The 24,997-nt window shown below is 70.7% G+C and carries 20 protein-coding genes and 2 tRNA genes; 8 read left to right on the forward strand and 14 right to left on the reverse strand.

The window, feature by feature from the left end; genetic code table 11:
• Window positions 1–9 precede the first annotated feature (9 nt).
• Genes JOD31_RS17120 through JOD31_RS17140 form a run of 5 tightly spaced genes read right to left on the reverse strand, consistent with a single transcriptional unit; the run spans window position 10 to window position 6,281 of the window.
• Window positions 10–1,338: an MFS transporter gene (locus JOD31_RS17120; RefSeq protein WP_204951645.1), complete on the reverse strand. Its 1,329-nt coding sequence runs from the start codon at window positions 1,336–1,338 to the stop codon at window positions 10–12.
• A complete protein-coding gene (locus JOD31_RS17125; protein ID WP_246482563.1) occupies window positions 1,335–2,627 on the reverse strand; it encodes an SAM-dependent methyltransferase in 1,293 nt (430 codons plus the stop codon). The genes JOD31_RS17120 and JOD31_RS17125 overlap by 4 nt, the downstream gene beginning before the upstream one ends.
• Window positions 2,624–3,514 (reverse strand): DUF1365 domain-containing protein, encoded by an 891-nt coding sequence (locus tag JOD31_RS17130; RefSeq protein ID WP_271206215.1) that lies wholly within the window; start codon window positions 3,512–3,514, stop codon window positions 2,624–2,626. Before JOD31_RS17130 ends, JOD31_RS17125 begins: the two co-directional genes overlap by 4 nt.
• Window positions 3,511–4,803, reverse strand: coding sequence for an NAD(P)/FAD-dependent oxidoreductase (locus JOD31_RS17135; protein ID WP_204951818.1), 1,293 nt, complete (start codon window positions 4,801–4,803; stop codon window positions 3,511–3,513). The genes JOD31_RS17130 and JOD31_RS17135 overlap by 4 nt, the downstream gene beginning before the upstream one ends.
• Before the next feature lie 11 nt (window positions 4,804–4,814).
• Window positions 4,815–6,281, reverse strand: a complete 1,467-nt coding sequence (locus JOD31_RS17140) for a cryptochrome/photolyase family protein (RefSeq protein ID WP_204951647.1) — start codon at window positions 6,279–6,281, stop codon at window positions 4,815–4,817.
• Between the two features lie 155 nt (window positions 6,282–6,436).
• Between JOD31_RS17140 and JOD31_RS17145 the strand changes: the two genes are divergently transcribed.
• Entirely contained in the window at window positions 6,437–7,216 is a 780-nt protein-coding gene (locus JOD31_RS17145) for a cobalamin-binding protein (protein ID WP_204951648.1), read from the forward strand.
• Window positions 7,217–7,226: 10 nt separating this feature from the next.
• On the opposite strand, the gene JOD31_RS17150 is transcribed toward JOD31_RS17145, so the two are convergent.
• The gene (locus JOD31_RS17150; protein WP_204951649.1) at window positions 7,227–7,844 is read right to left on the reverse strand and encodes a class GN sortase; all 618 of its coding nucleotides are present in this window, start codon (window positions 7,842–7,844) and stop codon (window positions 7,227–7,229) included.
• Window positions 7,841–10,105, reverse strand: a complete 2,265-nt coding sequence (locus JOD31_RS17155) for a marine proteobacterial sortase target protein (protein WP_204951650.1) — start codon at window positions 10,103–10,105, stop codon at window positions 7,841–7,843. Before JOD31_RS17155 ends, JOD31_RS17150 begins: the two co-directional genes overlap by 4 nt.
• A gap of 178 nt (window positions 10,106–10,283) precedes the next feature.
• Between JOD31_RS17155 and JOD31_RS17160 the strand changes: the two genes are divergently transcribed.
• The gene (locus tag JOD31_RS17160; protein ID WP_204951651.1) at window positions 10,284–11,048 is read left to right on the forward strand and encodes a helix-turn-helix domain-containing protein; all 765 of its coding nucleotides are present in this window, start codon (window positions 10,284–10,286) and stop codon (window positions 11,046–11,048) included.
• A gap of 81 nt (window positions 11,049–11,129) precedes the next feature.
• On the opposite strand, the gene JOD31_RS17165 is transcribed toward JOD31_RS17160, so the two are convergent.
• The 3 genes from JOD31_RS17165 to JOD31_RS17175 all read right to left on the reverse strand — a co-directional run bounded on the left by JOD31_RS17165 (window position 11,130) and on the right by JOD31_RS17175 (window position 11,974).
• Window positions 11,130–11,204 (reverse strand) — tRNA-Asn (locus tag JOD31_RS17165).
• Between the two features lie 83 nt (window positions 11,205–11,287).
• Window positions 11,288–11,761 (reverse strand): PEGA domain-containing protein, encoded by a 474-nt coding sequence (locus JOD31_RS17170; RefSeq protein WP_204951652.1) that lies wholly within the window; start codon window positions 11,759–11,761, stop codon window positions 11,288–11,290.
• 139 nt (window positions 11,762–11,900) lie between these two features.
• Window positions 11,901–11,974: transfer RNA gene (locus JOD31_RS17175), tRNA-Cys, on the reverse strand.
• 194 nt (window positions 11,975–12,168) lie between these two features.
• On the opposite strand from JOD31_RS17175, the gene JOD31_RS17180 reads away from it, so the two are divergent.
• The 4 genes from JOD31_RS17180 to JOD31_RS17195 all read left to right on the forward strand — a co-directional run bounded on the left by JOD31_RS17180 (window position 12,169) and on the right by JOD31_RS17195 (window position 18,294).
• The gene (locus JOD31_RS17180; RefSeq protein ID WP_204951653.1) at window positions 12,169–12,813 is read left to right on the forward strand and encodes a protein-L-isoaspartate O-methyltransferase family protein; all 645 of its coding nucleotides are present in this window, start codon (window positions 12,169–12,171) and stop codon (window positions 12,811–12,813) included.
• A 241-nt stretch (window positions 12,814–13,054) separates the two neighbouring features.
• Window positions 13,055–14,458, forward strand: coding sequence for a TolC family outer membrane protein (locus JOD31_RS17185; protein ID WP_246482564.1), 1,404 nt, complete (start codon window positions 13,055–13,057; stop codon window positions 14,456–14,458).
• 155 nt (window positions 14,459–14,613) lie between these two features.
• On the forward strand, window positions 14,614–15,252 hold the full coding sequence (locus JOD31_RS17190; protein ID WP_204951656.1) for a PopZ family protein: 639 nt from the start codon (window positions 14,614–14,616) through the stop codon (window positions 15,250–15,252).
• A gap of 345 nt (window positions 15,253–15,597) precedes the next feature.
• Window positions 15,598–18,294: a valine--tRNA ligase gene (locus JOD31_RS17195; protein WP_204951657.1), complete on the forward strand. Its 2,697-nt coding sequence runs from the start codon at window positions 15,598–15,600 to the stop codon at window positions 18,292–18,294.
• 16 nt (window positions 18,295–18,310) lie between these two features.
• Here JOD31_RS17195 and JOD31_RS17200 read toward each other — a convergent pair whose 3' ends face one another.
• The 4 genes from JOD31_RS17200 to JOD31_RS17215 form a co-directional block, all read right to left on the reverse strand.
• Window positions 18,311–19,126 carry an ABC transporter permease gene (locus tag JOD31_RS17200; RefSeq protein ID WP_204951658.1) on the reverse strand — a complete coding sequence of 272 codons (816 nt, stop codon included), beginning with the start codon at window positions 19,124–19,126 and terminating at the stop codon, window positions 18,311–18,313.
• 163 nt (window positions 19,127–19,289) lie between these two features.
• Complete coding sequence (locus tag JOD31_RS17205) at window positions 19,290–20,261, reverse strand: ABC transporter permease (RefSeq protein ID WP_204951659.1); 972 nt, start codon at window positions 20,259–20,261, stop codon at window positions 19,290–19,292.
• Between the two features lie 65 nt (window positions 20,262–20,326).
• Window positions 20,327–21,439: an ABC transporter ATP-binding protein gene (locus JOD31_RS17210; protein ID WP_204951661.1), complete on the reverse strand. Its 1,113-nt coding sequence runs from the start codon at window positions 21,437–21,439 to the stop codon at window positions 20,327–20,329.
• A 174-nt stretch (window positions 21,440–21,613) separates the two neighbouring features.
• Window positions 21,614–22,753: an ABC transporter substrate-binding protein gene (locus JOD31_RS17215; RefSeq protein ID WP_204951662.1), complete on the reverse strand. Its 1,140-nt coding sequence runs from the start codon at window positions 22,751–22,753 to the stop codon at window positions 21,614–21,616.
• Between the two features lie 171 nt (window positions 22,754–22,924).
• On the opposite strand from JOD31_RS17215, the gene fabG reads away from it, so the two are divergent.
• Both fabG and acuI read left to right on the forward strand, forming a co-directional pair.
• Window positions 22,925–23,698 carry a 3-oxoacyl-ACP reductase FabG gene (gene fabG, locus JOD31_RS17220; protein WP_204951664.1) on the forward strand — a complete coding sequence of 258 codons (774 nt, stop codon included), beginning with the start codon at window positions 22,925–22,927 and terminating at the stop codon, window positions 23,696–23,698.
• An 83-nt stretch (window positions 23,699–23,781) separates the two neighbouring features.
• Window positions 23,782–24,765, forward strand: coding sequence for an acrylyl-CoA reductase (NADPH) (gene acuI, locus JOD31_RS17225; RefSeq protein ID WP_204951666.1), 984 nt, complete (start codon window positions 23,782–23,784; stop codon window positions 24,763–24,765).
• Window positions 24,766–24,997: the final 232 nt, after the last annotated feature.

Below are 24,997 nucleotides of genomic sequence, written 5' to 3' on the forward strand. Positions count from 1 at the left end.
GGCGGGACGCTACGCTGCCGCCTCGATGCGGGCGCGAAGCTCCTTCTGCGAGGCTTCGTCGAGCGGAAAATTCCACATCAATCCGACCGCAAGCAGCTTCAGCGCGACGGGGAGGCCACCGTAGAGCCAGGCGAGGGTCGTGAGCCCGAGCGGTTCGCGCAATCCAGCCGCAGGGTCGAAACCGGTCGCGGCGAGCACAGGGAAGGCGAGGCCGACGGCGGCCGCGAGCGCCAGCTTGGTCGCGAGCCCCCAGGCGGCCAGATAAAGCCCGCTGCGCTGCTCGCCCGATGCGGCGGTGTCGACGTCGATCACGTCCGCCTGGATCGAGGGCGGCAGCGCAAGGTCGGCGCCGACGGCCGCTCCCGTGATCAGGCACACGACGCCGAACAGGACGACGTCGCCGGGGCCGAGCAGCGGCGCGAGCAGGAACACCGCGGACGCAAGCAGCATGGCGAGGCACCAGGCGCGGTGCTTCGAGGTCCGCCGCGCCAACCAGAGCCAGAGCGGCACGCCGAGCACCCCGGCCGCGAAGTAGGCGACGAGGAACGGTCCCGCGAGATCCGGCGCGCCCAGGCGTTCGCCGACGAAGAACAGGAACAGGGTCGCGGGCAGCCCGTTCGCGAAGCCGTTGACGAAAAATGCGATTAACAGCCGGGCGAAGGCGGTGTTCGCCTTCATGGCCGCGAGACCTTCGCGAAAGCCCAGGCGCCGCCGTGAGGCGTCGACAGGTTCGGGCGTCAGCGTGAGCGTCCCGAGGGCGAGCAGCGGAAGGCCGAGGCCGACGAACACGGCGTAGGAGGCCAGCACCTCGGCCTGCCCGCCACCGGTCATCGCGGGGATGACCGCCTGCAGCGACAGCGCGATCAGCGTGCCGACAAGCGCCGCGCTCTCGCGCCATGCGGCGATCCGGCTACGGCCGGCGTAGGACGTGGAGAGCTCCGCGCCCCAGGCGTTGTAGGGCACCAGAGCCGCGGTCCAGGCGATCGACAGCGCCGCGCCCCAAAGCAGCAGGTAGCCGATCCCGTCGCCGTGCTCGGGCGTAAAGATCATCCACGACGCGATCGCGGTCGGCAGCATCGCGGCCGCGAACCAGAGACGGCGCCGGCCGAACCGCGGACGCCAGCGGTCCGCGACGACGCCGACGGCGGGGTCCGCGATCGCGTCGATCAGCCGGACGGCCAGCAGGGCGTTGCCGACGGCCGCAAGCGGCAGGCCGAGGCCTTCCGCGTAGTAGCTCGGCACGACGATGTAGAGCGGCAGGGTGAGCGCCGCGAAGGGGATCGCGGGGAGGGCGTAGGCGACGAGGGCTGCGAGCGAGAGTTCGCGGCCGGTTCTCATGCCCGTGCGAACACCACCTGGCGCACGTCGATGTTGCCGGAGCGGAACCCGGCCTCGCAGTAGGCGAGGTAGTACTCCCACAGCCTGCGGAAGCGTTCGTCGAAGCCGAGAGGCTGGATGGTCGGCCAGGCCGCACGGAAGCTCTTGCGCCACTCCACCAGCGTCTGCGCGTAGTCGACCCCGAAGATCTTCTCGGCCGCGACCGCGAGGCCCGCGGCCTTGGCGACATCGCGCAGAACTGTAGGCGACGGAAGCATGCCACCGGGGAAGACGTAGCGCTGTATGAAGTCGGTCTCGCGGCGGTAGGCGTCGAAGAGCCGGTCCTGGATGGTGATGACCTGGATGCCGGCGGCGGCGCCGGGCTTCAGCCGGTCGCGGACCTGCGAGAAATAAGTCGGCCACCAGCGTTCGCCGACCGCCTCGAACATTTCGATCGAGGCGACGCCGTCGTAGGAGCCGCGCTCGTCGCGGTAGTCCTGCAGCTTGAGCTCGACCCGCTCGGAGAGGCCTGCCTCGAACATCCGCTTACGGGCGTAATCGAGCTGCGCCGGGCTGATGGTGAGGCCGGTCACCTTGCAGCCGATTTCGGTGGCGGCGTACTCCGCGAAGCCGCCCCAGCCGCAGCCGATCTCGAGGATATGGTCGTCCGGCTTCGCGCCGATGGAGCACGCCAAGGTCTCGTACTTGCGCCGCTGCGCCGCCCCGAGGTCCTGCGCCCCGCCGTCGAAGATCGCGGAGGAGTAGGTCATCGTCGGGTCGAGCCACTGCTCGTAGAAGCGGTTTCCGAGATCGTAATGCGCTTCGATGTTTCGTCGCGCGCCCTTCCGGGTGTTCCGGTTCAGCCAGTGTCGGACGTTCTGAAGCGCGCGGTAGAGCGGCTTCATCATCAGATGCTGCGAAACGTGGTCCACGTTGACGCAGAACAGCTCGAGGAAGGCGGTGACGTCCGGGCTGTCCCACTCGCCGTTGAGAAAGCCGTCGGCGACGCCGATGTCGCCGCCCTTCAGGATGCGGCGGGCGAAGCCGAGATCGCGCACGACGAGCGTTGCGTCGGGCCCCGGCTCGACCCCGTCGAACACCAGAGTGCGGCCGTCGGGGAAAGTCACGGACAGACGGCCGCGGGCGATGCGCGCCGCGACCTGCAGCGCGATGCGGACCTCCAGCGGCAGGCCCCGCGCGGCCTCCGCGACGTTGTCGAGCGTCACGCGCAACGGCGCGGCGGGCGGCGCAGGCTCCGGCAGGCGCGCGGGGAAGCTGGCGGGGCTCTGAGACATCGGGGCGGCGGTCATGGCGCGGTCGTTTCCCGGACGGTCGGCGCCATGGCGCGGTCTTGAGGGCGGCGAGCCCCACGCCCGTGGCGTATGGGGCCTGGAGCGTCGTGGCTCGCAGGAGAAGGGGGCGGGTCATGGTCCACGAGGCGCGCGCCCTTGATCCAGAGCTTCAACGCCTCCCAGTGAATGCCGGCAAAAACCTTGAGGGTCATCAACGGCATGGCGCTGCAGAGACGCAGCAGCGCGCGGTCAGTGAGCGCCCGGCGCTCGCCGGCGAAGGTGGCGGCGAGGATCGGCCCTTCGGCGTCGCTCTCGAGGATGCGCAGCCGCACGCTGTCGGTCGGAGGGCGGATGCGGAAGGCGTAGCGCATCGCGGTCTCGAGGAAGGGCGAGACGTAGAACAGCTTGTCCCGCTCCTGCCGGAGTCCGGCTTCGGTGAGCTCGCCGTCCTTGACCGGGGCGACGTAGGCGTGGCGCTCGCCGAAGGTGTTGGTGACCTCGTAGACGACGGCGGTGAGGGCGCCTGCGTCGTCGTAGCGCCAATACACGCTCAAGGGATTGAACACGTAGCCGAGGATGCGGGGGTAGCAGAGCAGCAGCACGCGGCCGCCCTCCGGGTCCTGTCCGGCCCGCGCCAGCAGGCCGCGGACATGGGCCGACAGCGAGGAGCCGTCGGCCGGCCCGTGGTCGGACTCGTGGAAGCTCGCGAGATTGAACCGCCCGACGGAGAACAGGCGCGCGGCGCGGCAAGCGACCTCAAGCCGGTCCAGATCGATCAACAAGGCGAACACCCGGTAAACAAACCGGTTAACAAACGGCTTCAGGCGCGCGTGCATCACCTCGCCCGGGTAGAGCGACGCGGCGGCCTCCGGCGGCCGGAAGGTGGGCGCCTCGTATCCCGTCACTCCGCGGCCTCGGCGAAGCTGGCTGCGCGCCACGGCGGCGCGGCTCCGAGAGCTTCCGCCACGGCGAGGCCTGATGACAAGCCGTCTTCGTGGAAGCCGTAGCCGGTCCACGCGCCGCAGAACCACGTCCGACGCTTGCCCTGGATCTCGGGCAACCGCCGCTGGGCGGCGAGCGCCTCGGCGTCGTACTGTGGATGGTCGTAGCGGAAGCGGGCGAAGGTCAGCGCCGGGTCGGGCTCGAACGGCGGGTTCAGCGTCACGAACAGCGGACGTTCGGGATCGATGCCCTGCAGCTCGTTCATCCAGTAGGTCACCGCGACGTCGCGGGCGGCGACGGCGGGATCGGTCCGGCTGCCGAGGTAGTTCCAGGCCGACCACACCGCCTTGCGCCGCGGCATCAGGCGCGCATCCCTGTGCAGCCACACGTCGTTGGGGCGATACCGGATCGCGCCGAGCACCGCGCGCTCGGCGTCGCTGGCGTCGGTCAACAGCCTGAGCGACTCGTCGGTGTGCGACCCCAGGACCACCTGGTCGAACCGCTCGGCCCGGTCGGCGGCGTCCGTCACGGTGACGCCGAGGTCGTCGCGGGCGATCGACGCCACGGGCGCGCCGAGGCGCAGCCGATCGCGAAAGGGCGCGTTGAGCTTCTCGACGTAGGACCGGCTGCCGCCTTCGACCGTCCGCCAGATCGGACGCTCGTAGTTGATCAGCCGGTGGTTGGCGAAGAAGGCGACGAAGCTCTCCGCGGGGAAGTCCAACACGTGCGCCGCGGGCGTCGACCAGATCGCGGCCGCCATGGGGGCGAGGTAGTCCTCGCGGAAACGGCGGGCGAAGCGGCGCTTGTCCAGCCAGTCGCCGAGGCTGAGGCCGACCAGCGCGCCGGCCGCCTTGTCGGCGACGCAGAGCCTGTTGAACCGCACCACCTCGCGCAGCATCCAGAGATAGGACGGCGCGACCAGGTTCCGGCGCTGGGCGAACAGTGCGCTCAGCGTCTTGCCCGACCACTCGAAGGCGCCCCGGTCCAGCGACAGCCCGAAGCTCATCTCGGTCGCCTTGGTGGCGACGCCGAGATGGTCGAACAAGGCGGTGAGGTTGGGGTAGTTCAGGCCGTTGTAGACGATGAACCCGGTGTCGACGGCGATCCGCACGCCGTCGTAGTCCACGTCCACCGTGTGGCTGTGCCCGCCCGGACGCGGCTCGCGCTCGTAGACGGTGACGTCATGGTGGGGGTGGAGCGCGAAGGCGGCGCCGGCGCCGGAGATGCCGGCGCCGACGACGGCGATGCGCAGGCGGGACGTCGTCATCGGTCTTTGATCCGGCCGAAGGCTTTCAGCGCGGCGTCGCGGGCGGCGTGATGGTCGACGATGCGCCGTGGGTAGGTCTCGCCCAGGGTCACTCCGGCGCGCTCGAGAACCTCGCGCGGGGCGTCCCACGGCTCGTGGATGTGCTTCGCGGGGACGTCCTTCAACTCGGGAACGAAGGCGCGCACGTAGTCTCCCTGCGGGTCGAACTTTTTCCCCTGAAGCGAGGGGTTGAACACCCTGAAGTACGGCGCGGCGTCGGCGCCGGATCCCGCCACCCACTGCCAACTCGCGGAATTGTTCGCCGGGTCGGCGTCGACCAGCGTGTCCCAGAACCAGTCCTCGCCCTCGCGCCAGTCGATCATCAGGTCCTTGATCAGGAACGAGGCGCAGATCATCCGCACCCGGTTGTGCATCCAGCCCGTCGTCCAGAGCTGCCGCATACCGGCGTCGACGATCGGAAAACCTGTGAGGCCCTTTCGCCAGGCCTTCCGATGCGCAGAGTCCGGGGTTTTCCAGGGGAAGGCGTCGAACCGCGCGTTAAAGTTCTTGGTGGCGAGGTCTGGGTTGCCGTGGAGCAGGTGATACGAGAACTCCCGCCACCCGAGCTCCGAGCGAAACTTCTCGACGTCCGTCGCCGTCGCGTCGCCCTCGGCTTTCGCCCGCTCGACCGCGTGCCACAGCTGATAGGGGCTCACCTCGCCGAACCGCAGGTGCGGCGACATCCGCGACACGTGCGGCTGGTCCGGCCGGTCGCGGCCATCCGCGTAGCCGCGCAGGCCGTGGTCGATGAAATCCGTCAGCGCCGCGCGCGCGCCGGTCTCCCCCGGCGTCCAGGCCTCCCGCAGCCCGCCGGCCCAGTCGGGCGTCGTCGGCTCCAGGTCGAGGTCGTCGACCGTCAGGCCCTTCAGCGCCGGCGCCGCGGCGATCTTGCCCTTGCGTGGCCTTGGCAGCGGCGGGCGCGGTTCGCCCCGCGCCATGCAGGCGCGCCAGAACGGCGAGTAGACCTTGAGGGGCTCGCCGGCCTTGGACGTGACCTCCCAGGGCTCGAACATCAGGCGCGCGTTGAAGCTCTCGACCTCGCGGCCGTCCTTGCGAAGGCGTTCCTTGAGCGCCGCGTCGATCTGGTTCTCCGACGCGACGTAGCGCCGGTTCCACAGCACCATGTCGGCCCCGGTCTCCTCGACGGCGGCGGGCACGACCTCGGCCGTCTTGCCCCGTCGGATCACGAAGGGAAAGCCGATCGCCGCGCAGTCCCTCGCAAGCGCGCGCAGCGATTGCGCCAGCCACCAGCGCGAGGCGCCGCCGAGCGGCCGAGGTCCGTGCGTGGCGTCGTCGAAGACATAGAGGCCGAGCGCCGGCTTGCCCGAGTCCAGGGCGGCGTGGAGCGCGGGATTGTCGGCGAGGCGCAAATCCTCGCGGAACCACACGAGCGCGCAGGACGAGGGCTTTCCGGAGGAGGGCATCGGACTCCGCGGGCGGGGGGAAGGGGAGCTTCCAAGCCTACGGCTGGGGCCGGGCGACGGATCAGTCGCCGGCAGGCCCGCCGCTGGTCCCGCCAGGGCGGTTCCGCTAGGTCTGGCCGCACGTCCCGAAGCGCCGCGAACCTGGAGGCGACGAGATGCGCTGTTTCCCGCCGGAGCGGATCGTCTGCCTGACCGAGGAGACGGTGGAGACGCTCTACCTGCTTGGGGAGGACAGGCGGATCGTCGGGGTCTCCGGCTACGCCGTCCGCCCTCCGCAGGTGCGGCGTGAGAAACCGCGCGTCTCGGCTTTCACCTCCGCCGACATCCCGAAGATCCTCGCCCTCGCGCCCGACCTCGTGTTCGCATTCTCCGACCTGCAGGCGGAGATCGTGGCGGAGCTCCTGCGGGCTGGCGTCGCCGTCCACGGCTTCAACCATCGGGACGTCGCGGGCGTCCTCGCCATGATCCGCTGCGTCGGCGCGCTCGTCGGAGCCGCCGACAGGGCCGAGCGGCTTGCGGAGGGCTACGCCGCGGACCTCGCGGCGCGGCGGGCCGCCGTCGGGGGCCGAGCGCGGCCAAAAGTCTATTTCGAGGAGTGGGACGAGCCGATGATCAGCGGCATCGGCTGGGTGTCCGAGCTGGTGGAGGTCGCCGGCGGCGACGACGTGTTCGCGGCCCTCGCGCGCAACGCCGCGGCGAAGGACCGGATCGTCTCGTCCGAGGCGGTGATCGCCGCCGCCCCGGACGTGATCCTCGCCTCGTGGTGCGGGAAGAAGGTCTCACCCGCGAAGATCCGCGCGCGTCCCGGCTGGGACGCGATCCCCGCGGTGCGCGACGGCCGCATCGTCGAGATCAAGTCGCCGCTGATCCTCCAGCCGGGTCCCGCGGCGCTCACGGACGGCCTCGCGGCCATCGCCGCGGCGCTCGCGGGGTAAGGCGCCGCGCTCATGGGCGGCGTTCCGCCGAGGCCGTAACGGCTGCGTCCTCCTCCACCGCCGTCGCCTCGACGACGTAGCGCAGCGGTCCCGAGGTGCGCGCGCCGAAGGGCCAGCAGGTCGCCAGCGCCAGCCCGCGGCCGGCGGCGTGCGGGTCGATCCCGGATCGGTCCCACAGCGCGACGCGGGCGCCCGTCATCCGGAACCGCGCCGTCCGGCCGTCGCGCCGCGTCACCTCGATCAGGTCGCCGACCACGAGGTCGGCCAGGAACGCGAAATGGGTGTCGCGGTGGGCGGCGTAGACGGCGACGCCGTCGTCGCCGGCCTCGGGCGTGCCGGGCGCCCAGCCCGGACCGAACGCCAGCGCCTCGCCGCTCACGCCCGACAGCGCCACGGCGCTGCGGCCGAGCCGTGGGACGGAGATGCGCGCCACCGGCCAGGTGTCCGCCCAGCTCCAGGCCTTTTCGGGCCGGCCTTCGCTCAGCGTGCGGGCGAAGGCGCGGTCGAGCAGGACCTGCGCCAGCGCCGCCTTCGCGGGGATCCACAGCCCCTGCGCCGCGAGCGTCAGGCCTGCGAGCGTCAGGACGGCGACGAGCGCCGTCCTGAGCGAGAGCCGCCGCCGGGTCACGCGCGCCGCTCCCGCCGGCGGGCGACGGCGACCAGGAGGGCGGCGCCGAGCAGCCCGAGGCCCGCGAGCAGACGCAACTCCGCGTCGGTCGCCGTCTGCGGCAGGGAGACCTCCCGCGCGGCGGCGACGGCGACGGGGTCGCCGAGATCGGCGCGGCGCAGGGGGGCGGCCGGCGCGCGCGACCCGAACACCTTCTCGAAGTCCCAGCCGGCCGGCAGGTTGAGCGGAACGTCGGCGCGGTCGAGCGGCGCGTCGGCGGAGCGGCGCGGGGTGGCGTCCACGGCCACAAGGCTCGTGAGACGGGTGACGAGATGGTGCTCGAGCGCCAGCCGCAGGATGGCGGCGTCGGCCTGGTCCGGCGTCAGCGTGGCCGTCGTACGGGCGATCTCGGCGTCGTCGATCTTGCGCCGCGCCCAGAGCTTGGAGACGCCGGCGCCCGGCGTCGCGTCCGCGAGGTTCAGCGTCTCGCGCCACGGCTGGTCGCCGATCGTCCCGCGGATCTCCACCGCGCCCTCGGCGCGCGGCAGGCGCAGGGCCACCACCAGCGGTTCACCGCGGTAGAGGTCCGGGACGATCGCCGGCGTCATGTCGGCCGCGCCGCCGGGGATCGCGAGCGAGAGGTTGGTGACGGCCGGGCTCTCGAGCTTGCCGAACAGGGCGCGCATGTTCTCCTCGACCTGCGCGGCCGAGCCGATGTGGGTGAAGGTCCCGCGGCCGAGTTCTGCGGCGCGGCTCATCAGGTGGCTGTTGGGGGCCGAGCCGATGCCGACCATGAACAGGCGGCTGCGGCCGCGGCCGGCGGCGATGGCGTCGAACATGCGCTGTTCGTCGGCCACGGCGCCGTCGGTCAGGAACACGATCTGGCGCAGGAAGCGCTCGTCGGCGGGGCGGGGATCGTTGAGCGCAGCCTTCAGCGCCGGCAGCATCTCCGTGCCGCCCTGCGCCTGCAGCGCCTCCACGAAGCGGAGCGCCCGCGCCACGTTGGCCTCGGTCGCGGGCAGCGCGTCGGCGAACAGCGTGTCCATGGTGTCGTCGAAGCGGATCACGTTGAACCGGTCGGCCGGCTTCAGCCGACGGAGGGCGAAGGCGAGGCTGGCCTTGGCCTGCGCCATCGACGGGCCGCCCATGGAGCCGGAGTTGTCGATGACGAACACCGCCTCGCGCGGCGTATCGACCGGCGCCGCCTTCGCCGCAGGGGGCGTGACGTAGGCCAGCAGGTAGTCGGCGTCGCCGACGCGCTCGCGGAACAGGCCGACGGAGGGCGCCGCGGCTGGCGTCGCCGTCCAGCTCAGCTCGAAGTCGCGGTCGGCGGCGACGGGGCCGTCCAGCGTCACCACGCGCTGGTCGGGGGCGGGGGCCTCGGTGCGGACGGCGTGGTGCGCGCTTTCGATGGTCGCCACGGGAAAGCCCGCCTGAAGCCGCACCGTGATCGTCACCGGGTTCGTCGGCGCGGACGTCGCCGGGTCGAGCACGGGCGGCGTGACGCGGTCGCGGTCCGGAACGGGATCGCCGCCGCGCGGCGCGTCGGACGGGGCGGCGTCGGAGACGGTCTCGACCCGCGCCGCCGCCGCCGGAACGTAGCGCGGCGCGACGACCAGCGGGATGCGCAGCGAGGACACGTCGCCGTCGCGGCGCACCGGCGCCTGGTACTCGATCTGCACCACCACGGTCTCGCCCGGCCCGATGTTCGCGACGGAGTTGGTGAACATGTTCGGCCGCTCCTGCTCGGTCAGCGCCGCGGCCTGGCCCGCGCGCCTGGCCTGCTCGTAGGCGGCCTTGGCCGCGGCGCGCTCCTTGATCTCCGCCACGACCACGCGGCCGCCGACGACCATCCGCATGGCGTCCACCGCGCCGTTCTCCGGCAGCGGGAAGACATAGACGCCCTCGATCCAGCCCGAGCCGGGGTTGACGAAGGCTTGCGTCACCCGCGTGCGCTGGGTCGGGCCGCTGACCGTCACGTCGTAGTCCGCGCGCACCGCGGGGGCTTCGACATAGGCGCCCGGCGTCGCACCCTTCAGCAGCAACGCGCCGGCCCGCGCCGTCATGGGCGAGACGGCCGCGCTCTCCGCGGCGCGGCCGCCGGCGGCCATGGCGAGCAGGCCGCCGAAGCTCGAGGCCAGCACCACGAACAGCGTCGCCAGCGCGATCAGGAACCGCCGGACGGACCCGCGGCCCTGGTCGAGCCGCAGCGGCGGGGTCCGGTCCGCGACGGGCCGGCGAGCGGCGCCAAACGCGGTGGTGGGAAAGCAGGGCAGGGACATCGCAGGCGCTCCGCATGAGAGGATCGCGGCCCGATCGGCCGCCCGTCCGTCGTCGCCCGGAGGACCTGCGCCGCGCGAGCGTGATGATCGGCAAGCTTCCGGCGCGCTCCGCCTTGTCCGGCGGACGGCGGCGCGGCACTGTCGCGGCGTGTGCGGTTTTGTGCGGAACGGTGCGGATATGGACGGAACGCCGGGGGCGGACGGGGAGATCGAGGGCGCGGCGGCCCAGGCGCTGGCGCTCCGCGTGCGCGAGGAGCTGGCGCTGCGCCGGATGTCCCGGCAGGGGCTCGCCGACCTCGCCCGCATCAGCATCTCGACGCTGGAGAAGGCGCTGTCCGGCCGCCGTCCCTTCACGCTGGCGAGCGTGATCCGGCTCGAGGACGCGCTCGGCGTGCGGTTGCGCGAGAGCCCGGCGCCGCCCTCCGCGCCCGCCCTGGGCGAGGCTTCCGCGCCCGATTCGCTGGGCGCCTACTCCCGGCCCGCGGTGCGCTGGCTCGAGGGCGCCTACCTCACGCTGCGGCCCTCCTTCGGGGACGCCGACGCCGTCTACGCCTACCGCACCGACATCCTCTGGAACGACGACGCCAGCCGTCTCGTGTTCGTGGAGCGGGAGCGGCTCGACGCGCCCTACGCGCAGTCCGGCGAGGTGGCGGCGCCGCACCAGTCCGGCCACCTCTACCTCGTCACCAACCGCCACGGGCAGCACCGGCTGATCACGGTGGGGCGGCCCACCATCGACGGCGCGATGTACGGCGTGCTGTCGACGCTGCTCGCCGGCCTCGGCTCGCAACTCACGCCGATCGCGGCGCCCATCGCGTTCGTGCGGGAGACGGACTGGAGCGCGGCCCCGCTCGGCCGCGTGCGCCCGGGCGACGCCGCCTACGCCGCCTGCCGCGAACGGCTCGACCGGGTGAAGGGCGAGGGCTTCGCGCTGTTCCGGTGAGGCCAGAACGCAAAATCCCCGGACGCGCCGGCGTCCGGGGATTTTTTGGATCGAAGCGGATCAACCGCTTGGGTCTGAAACTGGCTCCCCGGGCAGGATTCGAACCTGCGACAACTCGATTAACAGTCGAGGGCTCTACCGCTGAGCTACCGAGGACCGCGAGAAGCGCGCCGCGCTCTCGGGAGGCCGCGCCTATAGCAGAAGATTCGACCGGGCGCCAAGCCGCTTTCGCGACGACGTCACGACGCGGGCGTGGTTTCCGCCTGCGCGACCGGCTTGGAGCCGGGCCTGGAGGCGGGCGCCTTCTTGCGGCGCGGCCCCGGCGCGGACGCCGCCGCCTCGGGCTGCAGCGCGAGCACGATGGGATTGGGATAATGCTCGAGGGTGGCGCCTGTCGCGGCGTCGACGCCCATGCCGATGACGCCGCCGACGAGCACGTTGCCCGCGAAGCCCGCCGCGCCGGAGCCTGCGATCCGCGTCTTCACCGGCATCGTGGCGTCCCGGTAGCCGGGCTTCGAGGCGGTCACGATGAACTCGTCCTTGCGGCCGACCGTGAAGGTGCAGGGGCTGGTCGGGCAGCTGTGGTTCATCGAGGTGCGGACGCTGGCCCCCGCCGGCTCCGTCGTGACCGTGATCTGGTTGGTGGAGCCGCGCGTGATGCTGGCGCAGCCCGCGAGCGAGGCCGCCGCGGCGATGACGAGAACGAAGCGCATGAGTCCCAAATCCCCCGAAGTGGCCGCGCACGTGGCGACCGCAGACGGGTGGATGACGGACGCGCGACGATTCGCGTGAGAGTGAAACTGCGTAGTCGTCGAAGGATCAGCAGACTGTGGCGAATCCGCCGCTGAAAAGTGGAGGCCACGCCCGGAATCGAACCGGGATGCAAGGATTTGCAGTCCTCTGCGTAACCATTCCGCCACGTGGCCTCGTGCGAGATGCGGCTCGGGTCTGGGACCCAGCATTTGCTGCTCGCGGAACGGCGGCTCTCCATAGCCTGCAGGTCGGGCCATCGCAACACGCGAATGACGCGACGCGCTTGCCTGACGCGGCGCGGCGCCGCAGATAGAACGTCGCGGCGCGGGGCTGGCCCGGCGCCAGGAACGTTCGGAGACGAGACGTCATGTCGGATTTCGCGCGCCTCAGGCAGGGCATGGTCGATTGCCAGATCCGTGTCGCGGACGTGACCGATCCGCGGGTCATCGCCGCCTTCTCCGAGACGCCGCGCGAAAACTACATGCCCGCCGGCCGCCGCGACGTCGCCTACCTCGATTCGCGCGCGCCGCTCGGCGGCGGTCGCGAGATGCTCGACCCCATGACCCTCGCCAAGCTCGTGCAGCTCGCCGATCCGCGCGAGGGCGAAACCGCGCTCGTCGTGGGCGCCGGGCTCGGCTATGCGGCCGCGGTGCTGTCGCGGCTCGTCGCCGTGGTGACGGCGGTGGAAAGCGATCCGGCTCTGGCGGCGGCTGCTCGGGCGAATCTTGCGGGCGACGGCGTGACGCTGGTCGAGGGGCCGCTGCCGGCCGGCGCGCCAAATGGGGCGCCCTACGACCTGATCTTCATCGACGGCGCGGTGGAGGACGGCCTCAGCGCTCTCGCCGGGCAGCTGAAGCCTCACGGCCGCATCATCGCGCCCGCGGGCCGCACGCGGCCGACGAAGGCCACCATCTTCCGCCGCAACGGCGCGGAGCTCGGCGCGGCTCCGGCCTTCGACGCGCATGCGGCGGTCTTGCCTGGATTTGCAGCGGAGGATGTGTTCGCGCTCTGAGGGCGGAGATCACCTCAGCGTGAACCGCTGTGGCGCCGCTGCGTCACAGGTCGTGACTTAATGGTTAACGGCGCGCCTCGGTCGTTTCCATGGCGGGACGGCGCCGATAGGATCGCCGCCGGGACGCGTCACGACGCGCGATGGGAGTCTCATCCCGTCGCCGCGCACGAAATTCGGTGAGTATATGTCGACGAGCGACTCGTATCGTCTCCGCCAGCGCCGCGCGCTGGGCGTCGCAGCGATGGCCGTCCTGGCCGCGCTGTCGTTTGGGGGGACGGCGGCGCAGGCCCAGACGCTCGAGGGCGCGCTGTCGCGCGCCTACCAGGGCAATCCCACTCTCAACGCGCAGCGCGCCCAGGTGCGCGCCACCGACGAACAGGTGCCGCAGGCGCTGTCGGGCTATCGGCCGACGATCAGCGCGACCGTGGACGCTGGATTTCAGCGCGACCGGACCAAGGGCACACAGAGCGGCTCAATCCTTGATCCGACCGCTCCCGGAGGCCTTGGTCAGGTTGGCGCCAAGTACAACTTGATCGAGAACAGCTATCCCCGCGGCGCCGGCGTCACGGTCGAGCAGAACGTCTTCAACGGCTTCCAGACAAAAAACTCCGTGCGTCGGTCGGAATCGAACATCCTCGGCGCGCGCGAGACCCTGCGGAACAGCGAGCAGAACATCCTGTTCGACGCGGCGCAGGCCTACATGGACGTGCTGCGGGACTACGCGATCCTCGACGTCCGCAAGAACAACGTCCAGGTGCTGGAGGAGGAGCTGCGCGCCGCGCGCGAGCGCTTCCAGGTCGGCGAGGTGACGCGCACCGACACGGCGCAGGCCGAGGCCGCGCTGCAGGGCGCCCGCTCCGAGGTCAGCGCCGCGGAATCGCAGCTCAACACGAGCCGGGCCACCTACCGCCAGGTGGTGGGCGAGGACATCGCGCGGCCGCGGGCGGCGAAGTCGATCGACCGCCTGCTGCCGAAGTCGCTCGCCCAGGCCATCGGCCTCAGCCAGGCGCAGCACCCGGCGATCCTCGCCGCGCTGCACGGCGTGGACGCGGCCAACCTCGACATCCGCGTGGTCGAGGGCAACCTGCTGCCGTCGCTCAACCTGCAGGCCTCGTTCCAGCGCCGCTACGATCCGGGCTCGTCGATCAACCGCACGACGTCGGGCTCCATCGTCGGCCAGCTGACGATCCCGATCTACGAGGGCGGCACCGTCTACTCCCAGGCCCGTCAGGCCAAGGAGACCGCGGGGCAGCGCCGGCTCGAGGCCGACGTGTCGCGTGATCAGGTGCGGCAGGCGGTCGTCTCGGCCTGGGGCCAGGTCGAGGCCACCACGGCGCAGATCAAGTCTGCGCAGGCGCAGATCGAGGCGTCGCAGACCGCGTTGAACGGCGTGCGCGAGGAGGCCAAGGTCGGCCAGCGCACCACGCTCGATGTGCTGAACGCGCAGCAGGACCTGCTGAACGCGCGGCAATCGCTGATCACCGCCCAGCGCGACCGCGTGGTGGCGACCTACGCTCTGCTCTCGTCGGTCGGTTGGCTGACGGCCGAGCGTCTGGGCCTGCAGGTCGCGCGTTACGATCCGAACGTCCACTACGACCAGGTGCGCGACAAGTGGATCGGCCTGCGCACCCCGGACGGTCGCTGACCGCGCGAGGCTGTGGGCGGCGGTCAGCCGCCGCTTGTGAGCCGAGTCGAGGGCGCCATACTCGCGGAAATCGGTGTGCGGCCGGGCGATTCGTGCCAGCCCGCGTCGATGGCAGTCGCGCCGAGGGGCGGTCGCGCGAGTGAGAGGACAGACGTATGAGCACTGCCGCGAAGGCTCACGAGCCGACGATGGAGGAGATCCTGGCCTCGATCCGTCGCATCATCTCCGATGACGAGCCGGCGCAGACCAAGGCCGAGCCGTTGAAGGCGCCCGAACCCATCGAGGCCGAGGCGTCCAGCTCGCTCGGGCAGGACGACATCGACGCCATGCTCGCGTCCTTCGACGCGCCGCCCGCGCCGAAGGCGGAGCCGCTCGAGAAGCCAAAGGCTGCCGCGAAGCCTGCGGCTGAGGAGAGGGCGTCGCTCCGCCCGGTGATCGTGGAAGCCGCGCCGGAGCCCGATTCGCAGATGGACGATCTCGACGTCTTCGAGCTCACGGACGAGATGGCCGCGGAGCCGGAGCCTGCGCCGATGGCCTTCGGGCCGCGCCCTGCGTCCGCGCCGCGCGAGGCGCTCGCGGAGCGGTTGATCTCGGAGCCCGCGGGCGAGGCTGTCAACGCCGCCTTCGGCTCGCTGGCCCACACCATCCTGTCGCAGAACGCCCGCACGCTGGACGACCTCGTCAAGGAGATGCTGCGGCCCATGCTGAAGGCCTGGCTCGACGACAACCTGCCGCCCCTGGTGGAGCGCCTGGTGCGCCACGAGATCGAACGCGTCGCCCGCGGCGGCCGCTGAGGCGCGACGTGATGTTCCGTGACCGGGACGCGGGGAACCACGCGTCGTTCCGGGCGACGTTCCGGAACCCATCAGTCCGCCGGTCCAGATAGATCGCACACTCAGGGATTATGGGCCCCGGGACAGGCCCGGGGCGACGGCTGGGCGTGAGGCGCAGATCGCAGGTCGCCTGACGCGAGACGCGCCGGCGTCTGGAGGCCGCCTTCGGCCGCCATGAGGATGGCTCGACGGCAGGCTGGCCTCTGCTCCCCGGCTCCCGAGATTGACACTCCCGCCGCGCTTGGGGTTCAACGCGCGCGGGCCGTTCGCGGTCCGCAGGTTCCCAAGCGCGTCCGAGGCCGTCCCATGCTCGACAAGACCTATTCTCCGGCCGACATCGAGGAGCGGATCGCGGCTCGCTGGGACGAGGTCGGCGCGTTCAAGGCGGGCGCGGGGGCGGAGCCGGGCGCCGAGCCCTACTGCATCGTCATCCCGCCGCCGAACGTCACCGGCTCGCTCCACATGGGCCACGCGCTCAACGACACGCTGCAGGACATCCTCGCGCGCTTCGAGCGCATGCGCGGCAAGGACGTGTTGTGGCAACCCGGCATGGACCACGCCGGCATCGCGACGCAGATGGTCGTCGAGCGCCAGCTGGCCGAGCGCCAGCAGCCCGGCCGCCGCGACATGGGGCGCGACAAGTTCGTCGAGCGTGTGTGGGAATGGAAGGCCGAATCTGGCGGTATGATCCTGAAGCAGCTGCAGCGGCTCGGCGTTTCCGCCGACTGGTCGCGCGAGCGCTTCACCATGGACGAGGGGCTGTCGCGGGCCGTCGTCAAGCTGTTCGTCCGGCTGCACAAGGACGGGCTGATCTACCGCGACAAGCGGCTGGTCAATTGGGACCCGAAGCTCCTCACCGCGATCTCGGACATCGAGGTCCAGTCCATCGAGGTGAAGGGCCATCTTTGGCATCTGCGCTACCCCGTCGAGGGCTCGGACGAGTCGATCGTCGTCGCGACCACGCGACCCGAGACCATGCTGGGCGACGCGGCCGTCGCGGTGCACCCGGAGGACGAGCGCTACAAGCACCTCGTCGGCAAATACGTTGTCCTGCCGCTGGTCGGCCGCCGCATCCCGATCGTCGCGGACGAGTATTCGGACCCCGAGAAGGGCACCGGCGCGGTCAAGATCACGCCGGCGCATGACTTCAACGACTTCGAGGTCGGCAAGCGCCACAACCTGCCGTTGATCAACGTGCTGACGCCCGAAGGCCGGATGCTGCTCGCCGGCAACGAGGCCTTTCTGGCCGGAGCCGAGCCCGAGGCGGACGCGCTCGCGCTCGACGGTCTCGACCGGGTGGACGCCCGCAAGCAGGTCGTCGCGCTGATGGAGGCGCGCGAGCTGCTGGTCGAGATCGAGCCCAACGTCCACCAGGTCCCTCATGGCGACCGCTCGGGCGTCGTGATCGAGCCCTATCTGACCGACCAGTGGTACGTCGACGCCAAGACGCTGGCGGTCGAGGCGATGGCGGCGGTGCGCAACGGGCGGACGCGGTTCGTCCCGGAGACCTGGTCCAAGACCTATTTCGAGTGGATGGAGAACATCCAGCCCTGGTGCGTCTCGCGCCAGCTGTGGTGGGGGCACCAGATCCCGGCGTGGTTCGGGCCGGACGGGCAGATATTTGTCGAGGAAAGCGAGGCCGAGGCGCTCGCCGCCGCGGAGGCGCATTACGGAACGCCGACGGCGCTCACCCGCGACGAAGACGTGCTCGACACCTGGTTCTCCTCCGCGCTGTGGCCGTTCTCGACCATGGGCTGGCCGGACCAGACGCCGGAGCTGGAGAAGTACTATCCCAACGCCGTGCTGGTGACGGGCTTCGACATCATCTTCTTCTGGGTGGCCCGGATGATGATGATGGGCCTCTACGTCATGAAGGAGGTCCCGTTCCGCGACGTCTACATCCACGCCCTCGTCCGCGACGAGAAGGGCGCCAAGATGTCGAAGTCGAAGGGCAACGTGATCGATCCGATCGAGCTGGTCGACGCCTATGGCGCGGACGCGCTGCGGTTCACCCTGGCGGCCATGGCCGCGCAGGGACGCGACATCAAGCTGGCCCGCGCGCGGGTCGAGGGCTACCGCAACTTCGCGACCAAGCTCTGGAACGCCTCGCGCTTCGCGGAGATGAACGGCTGCCGCCCGGTCGAAGGGTTCGACCCCTCCACGGTGAAGGAGACCGTGAACCGCTGGATCCTCGGCGAGGCGGCCAAGGCGGTCGCCGACACCACCGCGGCGCTCGAGGCCTACCGCTTCAACGAGGCGGCGGGCGCGGCCTACCGCTTCACCTGGAACGTCGTCTGCGACTGGTACCTCGAGCTGGTGAAGCCGGTGCTGCAGGGTGAAGGGCAGGGCGCCGAGGCGGACGAGACCCGCGCCACCGTCGCCTTCGTGCTCGACGAGGTGGCGAAGCTGCTGCACCCGTTCATGCCGTTCGTGACGGAGGAGCTCTGGGCGTCCCGCGCCGGCGACGTGGCGCGGCCGAACATGCTGGCGCTGACCCGCTGGCCGGCGTTGGACGGCCTCGGCGACGCGGCCTCCGAATCCGAGATCGGCTGGCTGGTGGAGCTGGTGACCGAGCTGCGCTCGGCCCGCGCCGAGATGGGCGTGCCGGCCTCCGCCACGCTGCCGCTGGTGGTCGTCGGCGGCGACGACGAGACCCGCGCCCGCGCGGAGCGCGCCGCGCCGACGCTCGCGCGCATCGCCCGCGTCTCCAGCGTCTCGTTTGCGGACTCGCCGCCCGAGGCGGCGATCCAGCTCATCGTCCGCGGCTGCGTGGTGGCCGTGCCGCTTGAGGGCGTGGTCGACATCGCCGCCGAGAAGGACCGGCTCGCCAAGGAGAAGGCTAAGACGCAGGGCGAGATCAAGCGCATCGACGGCAAGCTCGGCAACGAGAGCTTTGTCGCCCGCGCGCCGGAGGAGGTCGTCGAGGCCGAGCGCGAGAAGCGCGCGGACTACGTCGCCCGCCTCGCCAAGATCGAGGCGGCGCTGACGCAGCTGGGCGGGTGAGGGCGGCGCCGTCGCCTTACGCTTCCGCCGCCTTGCCTGCGGCGCGGCGGCGGAGCAGGGCGGCGATCAGGCCGCCGGCGAGCAGCAGGGTCGCGGCCGCCAGCGTGCTCATGGTCCCGAGCGCCGGCACCATCGGCGTGTAGCCAGCCACCATCTTCGAGTAGAGCCACTCGGGAACGGTGGAGTCCGCGCCCGTGGTGTAGAGCGACAGCGGAAAGTTGCCCCAGGACAGCAGGAAGGCGAACAGCGCCCCGGACCAGACGCCCGGCCACAGGATAGGCAGCGTCACCTCGCGCAGGATGAACAGGCGGCCCGCGCCGAGATCGGCCGCGGCCTCCTCCAGCGCCGGGTCGAAGCCGTAGACCTGGATCGCGATCACCAGCGTCACGACCGGGACGATCCAGACCAGATGAGCGAAGATCGCCGTCTGCCACGTCGGCTGGATCCCGACTGCGTTGAACCACAGCAGCAGCGCGAGGCCGAGCACCGGCTGGGGAAAGAAGATCGGCAGCAGCACCAGCTTCTGGTAGAGCCGCCGGCCCTTCCAGTCGTAGCGCGCGAAGGCGAGCGCCCCGAAGAAGGCGACGACGACCGCGACAGCCGTGACGATGAAGGCGATCGCCAGCGAGGTCTTGACGATGGTCTGGACCTCGAAGCTCTCAAGTGCCCGGCTCCACCACTCCGTGGACCAGCGGGCGACGGGGAAGCCGAAGTAGCGGCTCTTGGACAGCCCCGCGAGCGCCCCGCAGACGATCGGCAGGTAGACCAGCACGAGGACGAACAGCGTCCAGACCCAAATCAGGAAGTTGGAGCGACGGGCGGACTGGTTCATATCGCGGGACCTCCCGACCGTTGAGGCCCCTCACCCGTAAGGCTGGAGCCTTGCGACCTCTCCCCGCTGGGGAGAGGTGAATAACGGCGCCGTCTCGCACCTCTCCCCAACGGGGAGAGGTCGGCCCGCAGGGCTGGGTGAGGGGGCCTCTGGAGAACCACCATCATCGCCTCCCCAGGATGCGGTCGAGGTCGAGCTTCGCCAGCGCCGCCAGCGACAGCGCCCCGACGATGAGCGTCAGCAGCAGCGCCAGCGCGGAGCCGAGCGGCCAGTTCTGGGCGTAGGTGAAGGCGATCTCGATGTCGTGGGTGATGACGATCACCGACTGCCCGCCGAGCACCTTGGATTCCGCCACCGCGCCGACCGCCAGCACGAAGGTCAGCAGCATCCCGATCAGGATCCCGGGAGTCGCGAGCGGCAGCTCGATCTCGCGCCAGATCAGGAGGCGGGAGGCGCCGAGGTCGCGCGCCGCCTCGACGAGGTCCTTCGGCACCATGGCGAGGCCGAGCGTCATCGGTAACAGCATGAAGGGCAGATAGACGTAGACCATGCCGAACAGGATCGCGCCGGGCGTGTAGAGCACCTCCGGGCCGGCGCCGCCGACCAGCTTCAGCGTGCCGTCGAGCACGCCGTTCTTCAGGAAGAACAGCGTCCAGCCGTAGAGCCGCACGTTCTCCGACACGAACAGCGGGAACACGAACAGCACGCTGATGAAGCCGGACCAGCGCCCGAAGCTGCGGGCGAGGCCCCAGGCGATGGGGTAAGCGACGACCGCGAGCGCGACCACCGTCAGCACCGCCAGCCCGAGCGACCAGGCGAAGGACTGCCAGACCGTGTTCGCGGGGTCGAAGATGGCGGCGAAGTTCGCCAGCGTGAACGAGCGGAACACGTCGAAGCTCTTCGGCGTCGCGAAGGCGTAGGCGGCGACGGTCGCGAGCGGCGCGACGAATCCCAGCAGCAGCGTTAGCCCGACCGGAAGTGAACAGAGCGCGCCGCGCGACAGGCGAAACGCCGTCCCTTTCCCTCCTCGCGCAGCGGGGAGGGTGGCCTCGGCGGCAAGGCCGAGGTCGGGTGGGATCTTCGGCCCGGAGCGCAGTCCGGCGCCGGACCCCACCCGGCCGGCTTCGCCGTCCACCCTCCCCTTTCCCAGGGGAGGGATCGCGCGTGCGCCGTCGATGGGGGCGCCGGTCGCGGCCCCGCTCACGCCGCCACCACGATGGCGTCGCGGGCGTCCCAGCCGATGGTCGCCGCGTCGCCGGGCTTGCCGCCCCAGGCGTTGGCGCGGGAGAGCTCCAGCAGGAAGGTCTTCTCGCCCACGCGCACTTGGTACTGGATGCGGGAGCCCAGCGCGTACTCGTTGAAGACGACGCCTGAGAGCCGGTTCTGGGCGTCGGCCTGGCCGTCCACGAAGCGCAGGAACTCGGGTCGCACCACGACCGCCGCAGCGTCCGCCGTGCGGAGCCCGGGCGGGAGGTCCAGGGCGGCCGGACCGTCGAGGCCGTCGATGCGCCAGCCCTCGCCGGAGCGGACGGCGTCGAACACGTTCACCTCGCCCATGAACTCGGCGACGAACTTCGTCGACGGCCGGGTGTAGATCTCCTCCGGCGTGCCGACCTGCACGAGGCGGCCGGCGCGCATCACGCCGATGCGGTCGGACATCACCATCGCCTCCTCGAGGCTGTGGGTGATGTACACGAAGGTCTTGCCGCTCAGGCGGTGGAGGTCCTTGAGCTCCTTCTCCATCACCTTCTTGAGCTTGTAGTCGAGCGCCGACAGCGGCTCGTCGAAGAACAGCACGTCGGGGTCGTAGGCGAGCGCCCGGGCCAGCGCCACGCGCTGCCGCTCGCCGCCGGAGCACTGCATGACGTTCTTGGCGTAGTAGCTCTCAGGCAGCTGGACGAGGCGCAGCAGCTCGAGCGCGCGGGCCTTGCGGGCGGCGCCGGCGACCTTCTTCACCTTCAGCGGAAACTCGATGTTCTCGCCCACGGTCTTGTGCGGGAACAGCGCGAGCGACTGGAACACCAGGCAGGTCGGCCGCCGGGCCGGCGGCGTTTCGTTGATGCGCACGCCGCGCAGGCTGATGTCGCCCTCGCTCGGCGCCTCCATCCCGGCCAGCATCCGCAGCAGCGTCGTCTTTCCCGACCCGGAGGGCCCGACGATCGTCAGGAACTCGCCGTCGCGGATGTCGAGATCGATGCGCTCGACGGCGGCAAAGGCGCCGAAGGTCTTCCGCACGCCGACGAGCTGGAGGATGGGCAAAGCCTCCGGGAGAGGCGAGGGCGCCTTGGGCGCGGCGAGGGCGGTCGCCGTCATGGCCTGAACCTCATGCGTCTTGGATCAAGGGACGTCATCCCGGCCGCGCGGAGCGAGAGCCGGGATCGCGCAGATTTTCGCGCTCATTTCAGGACAATCCCGGATCGACGGCTGCGCCGTCGTCCGGGATGACGGTCCATGAGGCGGCGTGGACGACGGCTTGAGATCGCCGTCTCACCCCTTGGTGCGCTTGGCCGAGGTCATGATCTCGAGCGCCTTGTCGTAGTCCGGCACGATGTCGTACTCGGCCGAGCGCGACATCTCCTCCTCGAGGCTGTCCCACTGGATGGCGTCGAGCTCCTCCTTGGTGAAGAGGTCGAAGCAGGCCTTGTTCCCCATCTGCGCCACCGGGTTGAAGGTGCCCTCCGCGAAGGCCACGGTGTGCGCGACCTTCGGGTCCTGCACGTACTTCAGGAACTCCGTCGCAAGCGGCGACAGGTTGGGGTTGTTCACGGTCGAGGTGATCTCGATCCAGGAGATGCCGCCCTTGCCGTCGATCGGGCCCTTGAGCGGGGTGACGGCGCGAAGCTCCGGATGGCCGTCGGCGCGGGCGGGGGAGACCGAGTAGGTGCCGCCCGTCATGTGCAGGTCGATCTCGCCGGACACCAGCGCCTGGTTCATCGCCGCGATGTCCCCGACCAGCTTGGCGCCGCCGAAGACCTTCTTCGCCGTCTCGCCGAAGGCCGTCATCTCGGCCGCGTCGTGCACCTTGAAAGGGTTGATGCCCGCGATCATGAAGATGTTGAAGACGTTCCAGTCGTCGCTCTCGAGGATGCCGTACTTGCCCTTGAGCGAGGGGTCGTTGAACAGGTCCCAGCCCTGCTCCTCCGCGGTCTTCCGGCTCACCTTGTCGGTGTTCACGACGAAGCTGTAGGGCCCGAAGCGCTGGGCCATGCCCAGCAGGTCCTTGCCGTCGTCGCTCATGGCCCAGCGGTAGGGCGCCTTGAATTGAGGCAGCATCTTATCGAAGAACGGCTCGAACTCGGCCTTCGGCAGCGGCTTGATCAGGCCCTCCGGGTACATCGCCTTGCGAGCCCAGGGGTTGTTGACGTTGATCAGGTCCCAGACCTTGGTCTCGCCCGCGCGAAGCCGGTTGATCATGGTGGGGTCGTTGGTGAGGCTCTCGGCCTTGACGGTCGCGGATTTGGCCGCCCGGAAGGGGTCGAGCACCTGCGCGGAATTGTAGCCTTCCCAGCACAGGATGTTCAGCTCGCTCTCGCGCGCGGCGAACGCCGGAAGAGCGCCGGCGAAGGGCGCCGCGAGCGCGGCCCCGCCCAAGAGTTTCAGCGCGTCGCGCTTCGTCACGGTGGTCATGCGAAGTCCCCTGATCCCCAAGTGATCGCTAGGCCGCGGGCGCCGCGGCCGTCTCCGCCGACTTGGCAAGTCGGTCATTTTCTGTGGCGAGTATCGCCCGGTCTGTTGGGTTTACAACGTAGTTTTTATGAGCGACCTTGCTGCCGAAACAGGCAGACGGCAGGGGCGCCCATGACTTACGCAACATCCCGCACCGCGATCGTGACGGGCGGCTCAAAGGGGATCGGCAAGGGCATCGCCAAGGGCTTCGCCGACGCCGGCTACCGCGTGCTGGTGGTGGCGCGGAACGGCGCGGAGGCCGACGCGGTCGCGGCCGAGATCGGCGGCGGGGCGAGCGGCTTCGCGGCCGACGTGTCGAAGCTCGCCGACGTCCGGGCGATGGCGGCCGCCGCTGTCGAGCGCTTCGGCGGGATCGACGTGCTCTGCGCCAACGCCGGCATCTTTCCGGCCGCCAAGCTCGCCGACATGACGGAGGCCGACTTCGACCTCGTCATGGACGTCAACCTCAAGGGCGCCTTCCTCTCGGTTCAGGCCTGCCTGCCGGCGCTGAAGGCGTCGAAGGCCGGCCGGATCGTGCTGACCTCCTCGATCACCGGGCCGATCACGGGCTATCCCGGCTGGTCGCACTACGGGGCGAGCAAGGCCGGACAGCTCGGCTTCATGCGCACCGCCGCGATCGAGCTCGCGCCGTTCGGGATCACCGTCAACGCGGTCATGCCGGGCAACATCATGACCGAGGGCATGGCGGGCGTCGGCCAGGACTACATCGACAAGACCGCGGCCTCGGTGCCGATGAAGCGGCTCGGCGTCGTCGCCGACATCGCCGGCGCCGCGCTCTACTTCGCGAGCGACGTCGCGAACTACGTCACCGGCCAGACGATCGTGGTCGACGGCGGCCAGGTGCTGCCGGAGAACACCGGCGCGCTGGACGCGATGGAGGGCTGATCGCGCGCCGCCTGCGGGATGACGAACGGGGGGCGGCCCTCTATCTAGGGCCTCACCCGAACGTCACACGTCAGGAGCTCGACATGTCCACCTTCCGCGCGCTGCGCATCGACAAGGGCGACGCCGGCCAGACCCTTTCGACGGTCGACTTCGACGAGGCCGAGCTGATGGACGGCGACGTCGTCGTCCGGGTGTCCCACTCCACCGTCAATTACAAGGACGGGCTCGCGATCACCGGCAAGTCGCCGGTCGTGCGCCGCTTTCCCATGATCCCGGGCATCGATTTCGCCGGCAAGGTGACGGCCTCCACGACCGACGAGTTCAAGGTCGGCGACGAGGTGGTGCTGAACGGCTGGGGGGTGGGCGAGACCCACCTCGGCGGCTACGCGGAAATCGCGCGGGTTCCCGCCGCCTACCTCGTGCCGCTCCCCGAGGGCCTCACGCCGGCCGAGTCCATGGCGGTAGGCACCGCCGGCTACACCGCGATGCTGTGCGTGATGGCGCTGGAGCGGCACGGCGTGACGCCGGAGCGCGGTTCGGTGCTGGTCACCGGCGCGGCGGGCGGCGTCGGCTCGGTCGCGGTCGCCCTGCTGGCGAAGCTCGGCTACGAGGTCGTGGCCTCGACCGGCCGCGAGAGCGAGGCCGGCTACCTCCGCGACCTCGGCGCCGCGCGCATCCTGCCGCGCGAGGAGCTGGCCGCTCCGGGCAAGCCGCTGCAGAAGGAGATCTGGGGCGGCGTGATCGACTCCGTCGGCTCGGTGCCGCTCGCGAACGCCATCGCGCAGACCAAGTCCGGCGGGGCGGTGGCCGCCTGCGGGCTGGCCGCCGGCATGGACCTGCCGACCTCCGTCGCGCCGTTCATCCTGCGCGGCGTGTCGCTGCTCGGCATCAACAGCGTGACCGTGCCGAAGCCGATCCGCATCGAGGCCTGGGGCCGCCTCGCCAAGGATCTCGACCGCGCCAAGCTCGCCGCCATGACGAAGACGATCAGCTTCGACGAGATCGTGCCGACGGCCGAAGCCATTCTCGAGGGCAAGGTCCGCGGCCGGGTGGTCGTCGAGATCTGAGCGCCGGGCTCCCGTCTTTCAGAGTCGGGATAGCCCAAGCCGCGACGTCATCCCCCGGCTTGTCCGGGGGATCCAGGTTGGCGACGGCTCACGGCGGATGAGTGGATGCCCCGGACAAGCCGGTGCATGACGACGAGATGGAGCGTGACGCGGCGACATCCTGAGGCTGGATAGGAAAACCTCCTCATGCTGAGGAGCCGACCGCAGGCCGGCGCCTCGAAGCACGCACAGC

Source organism: Methylopila capsulata (assembly GCF_016907975.1).
GTDB classification, from domain to species: domain Bacteria; phylum Pseudomonadota; class Alphaproteobacteria; order Rhizobiales; family Methylopilaceae; genus Methylopila; species Methylopila capsulata.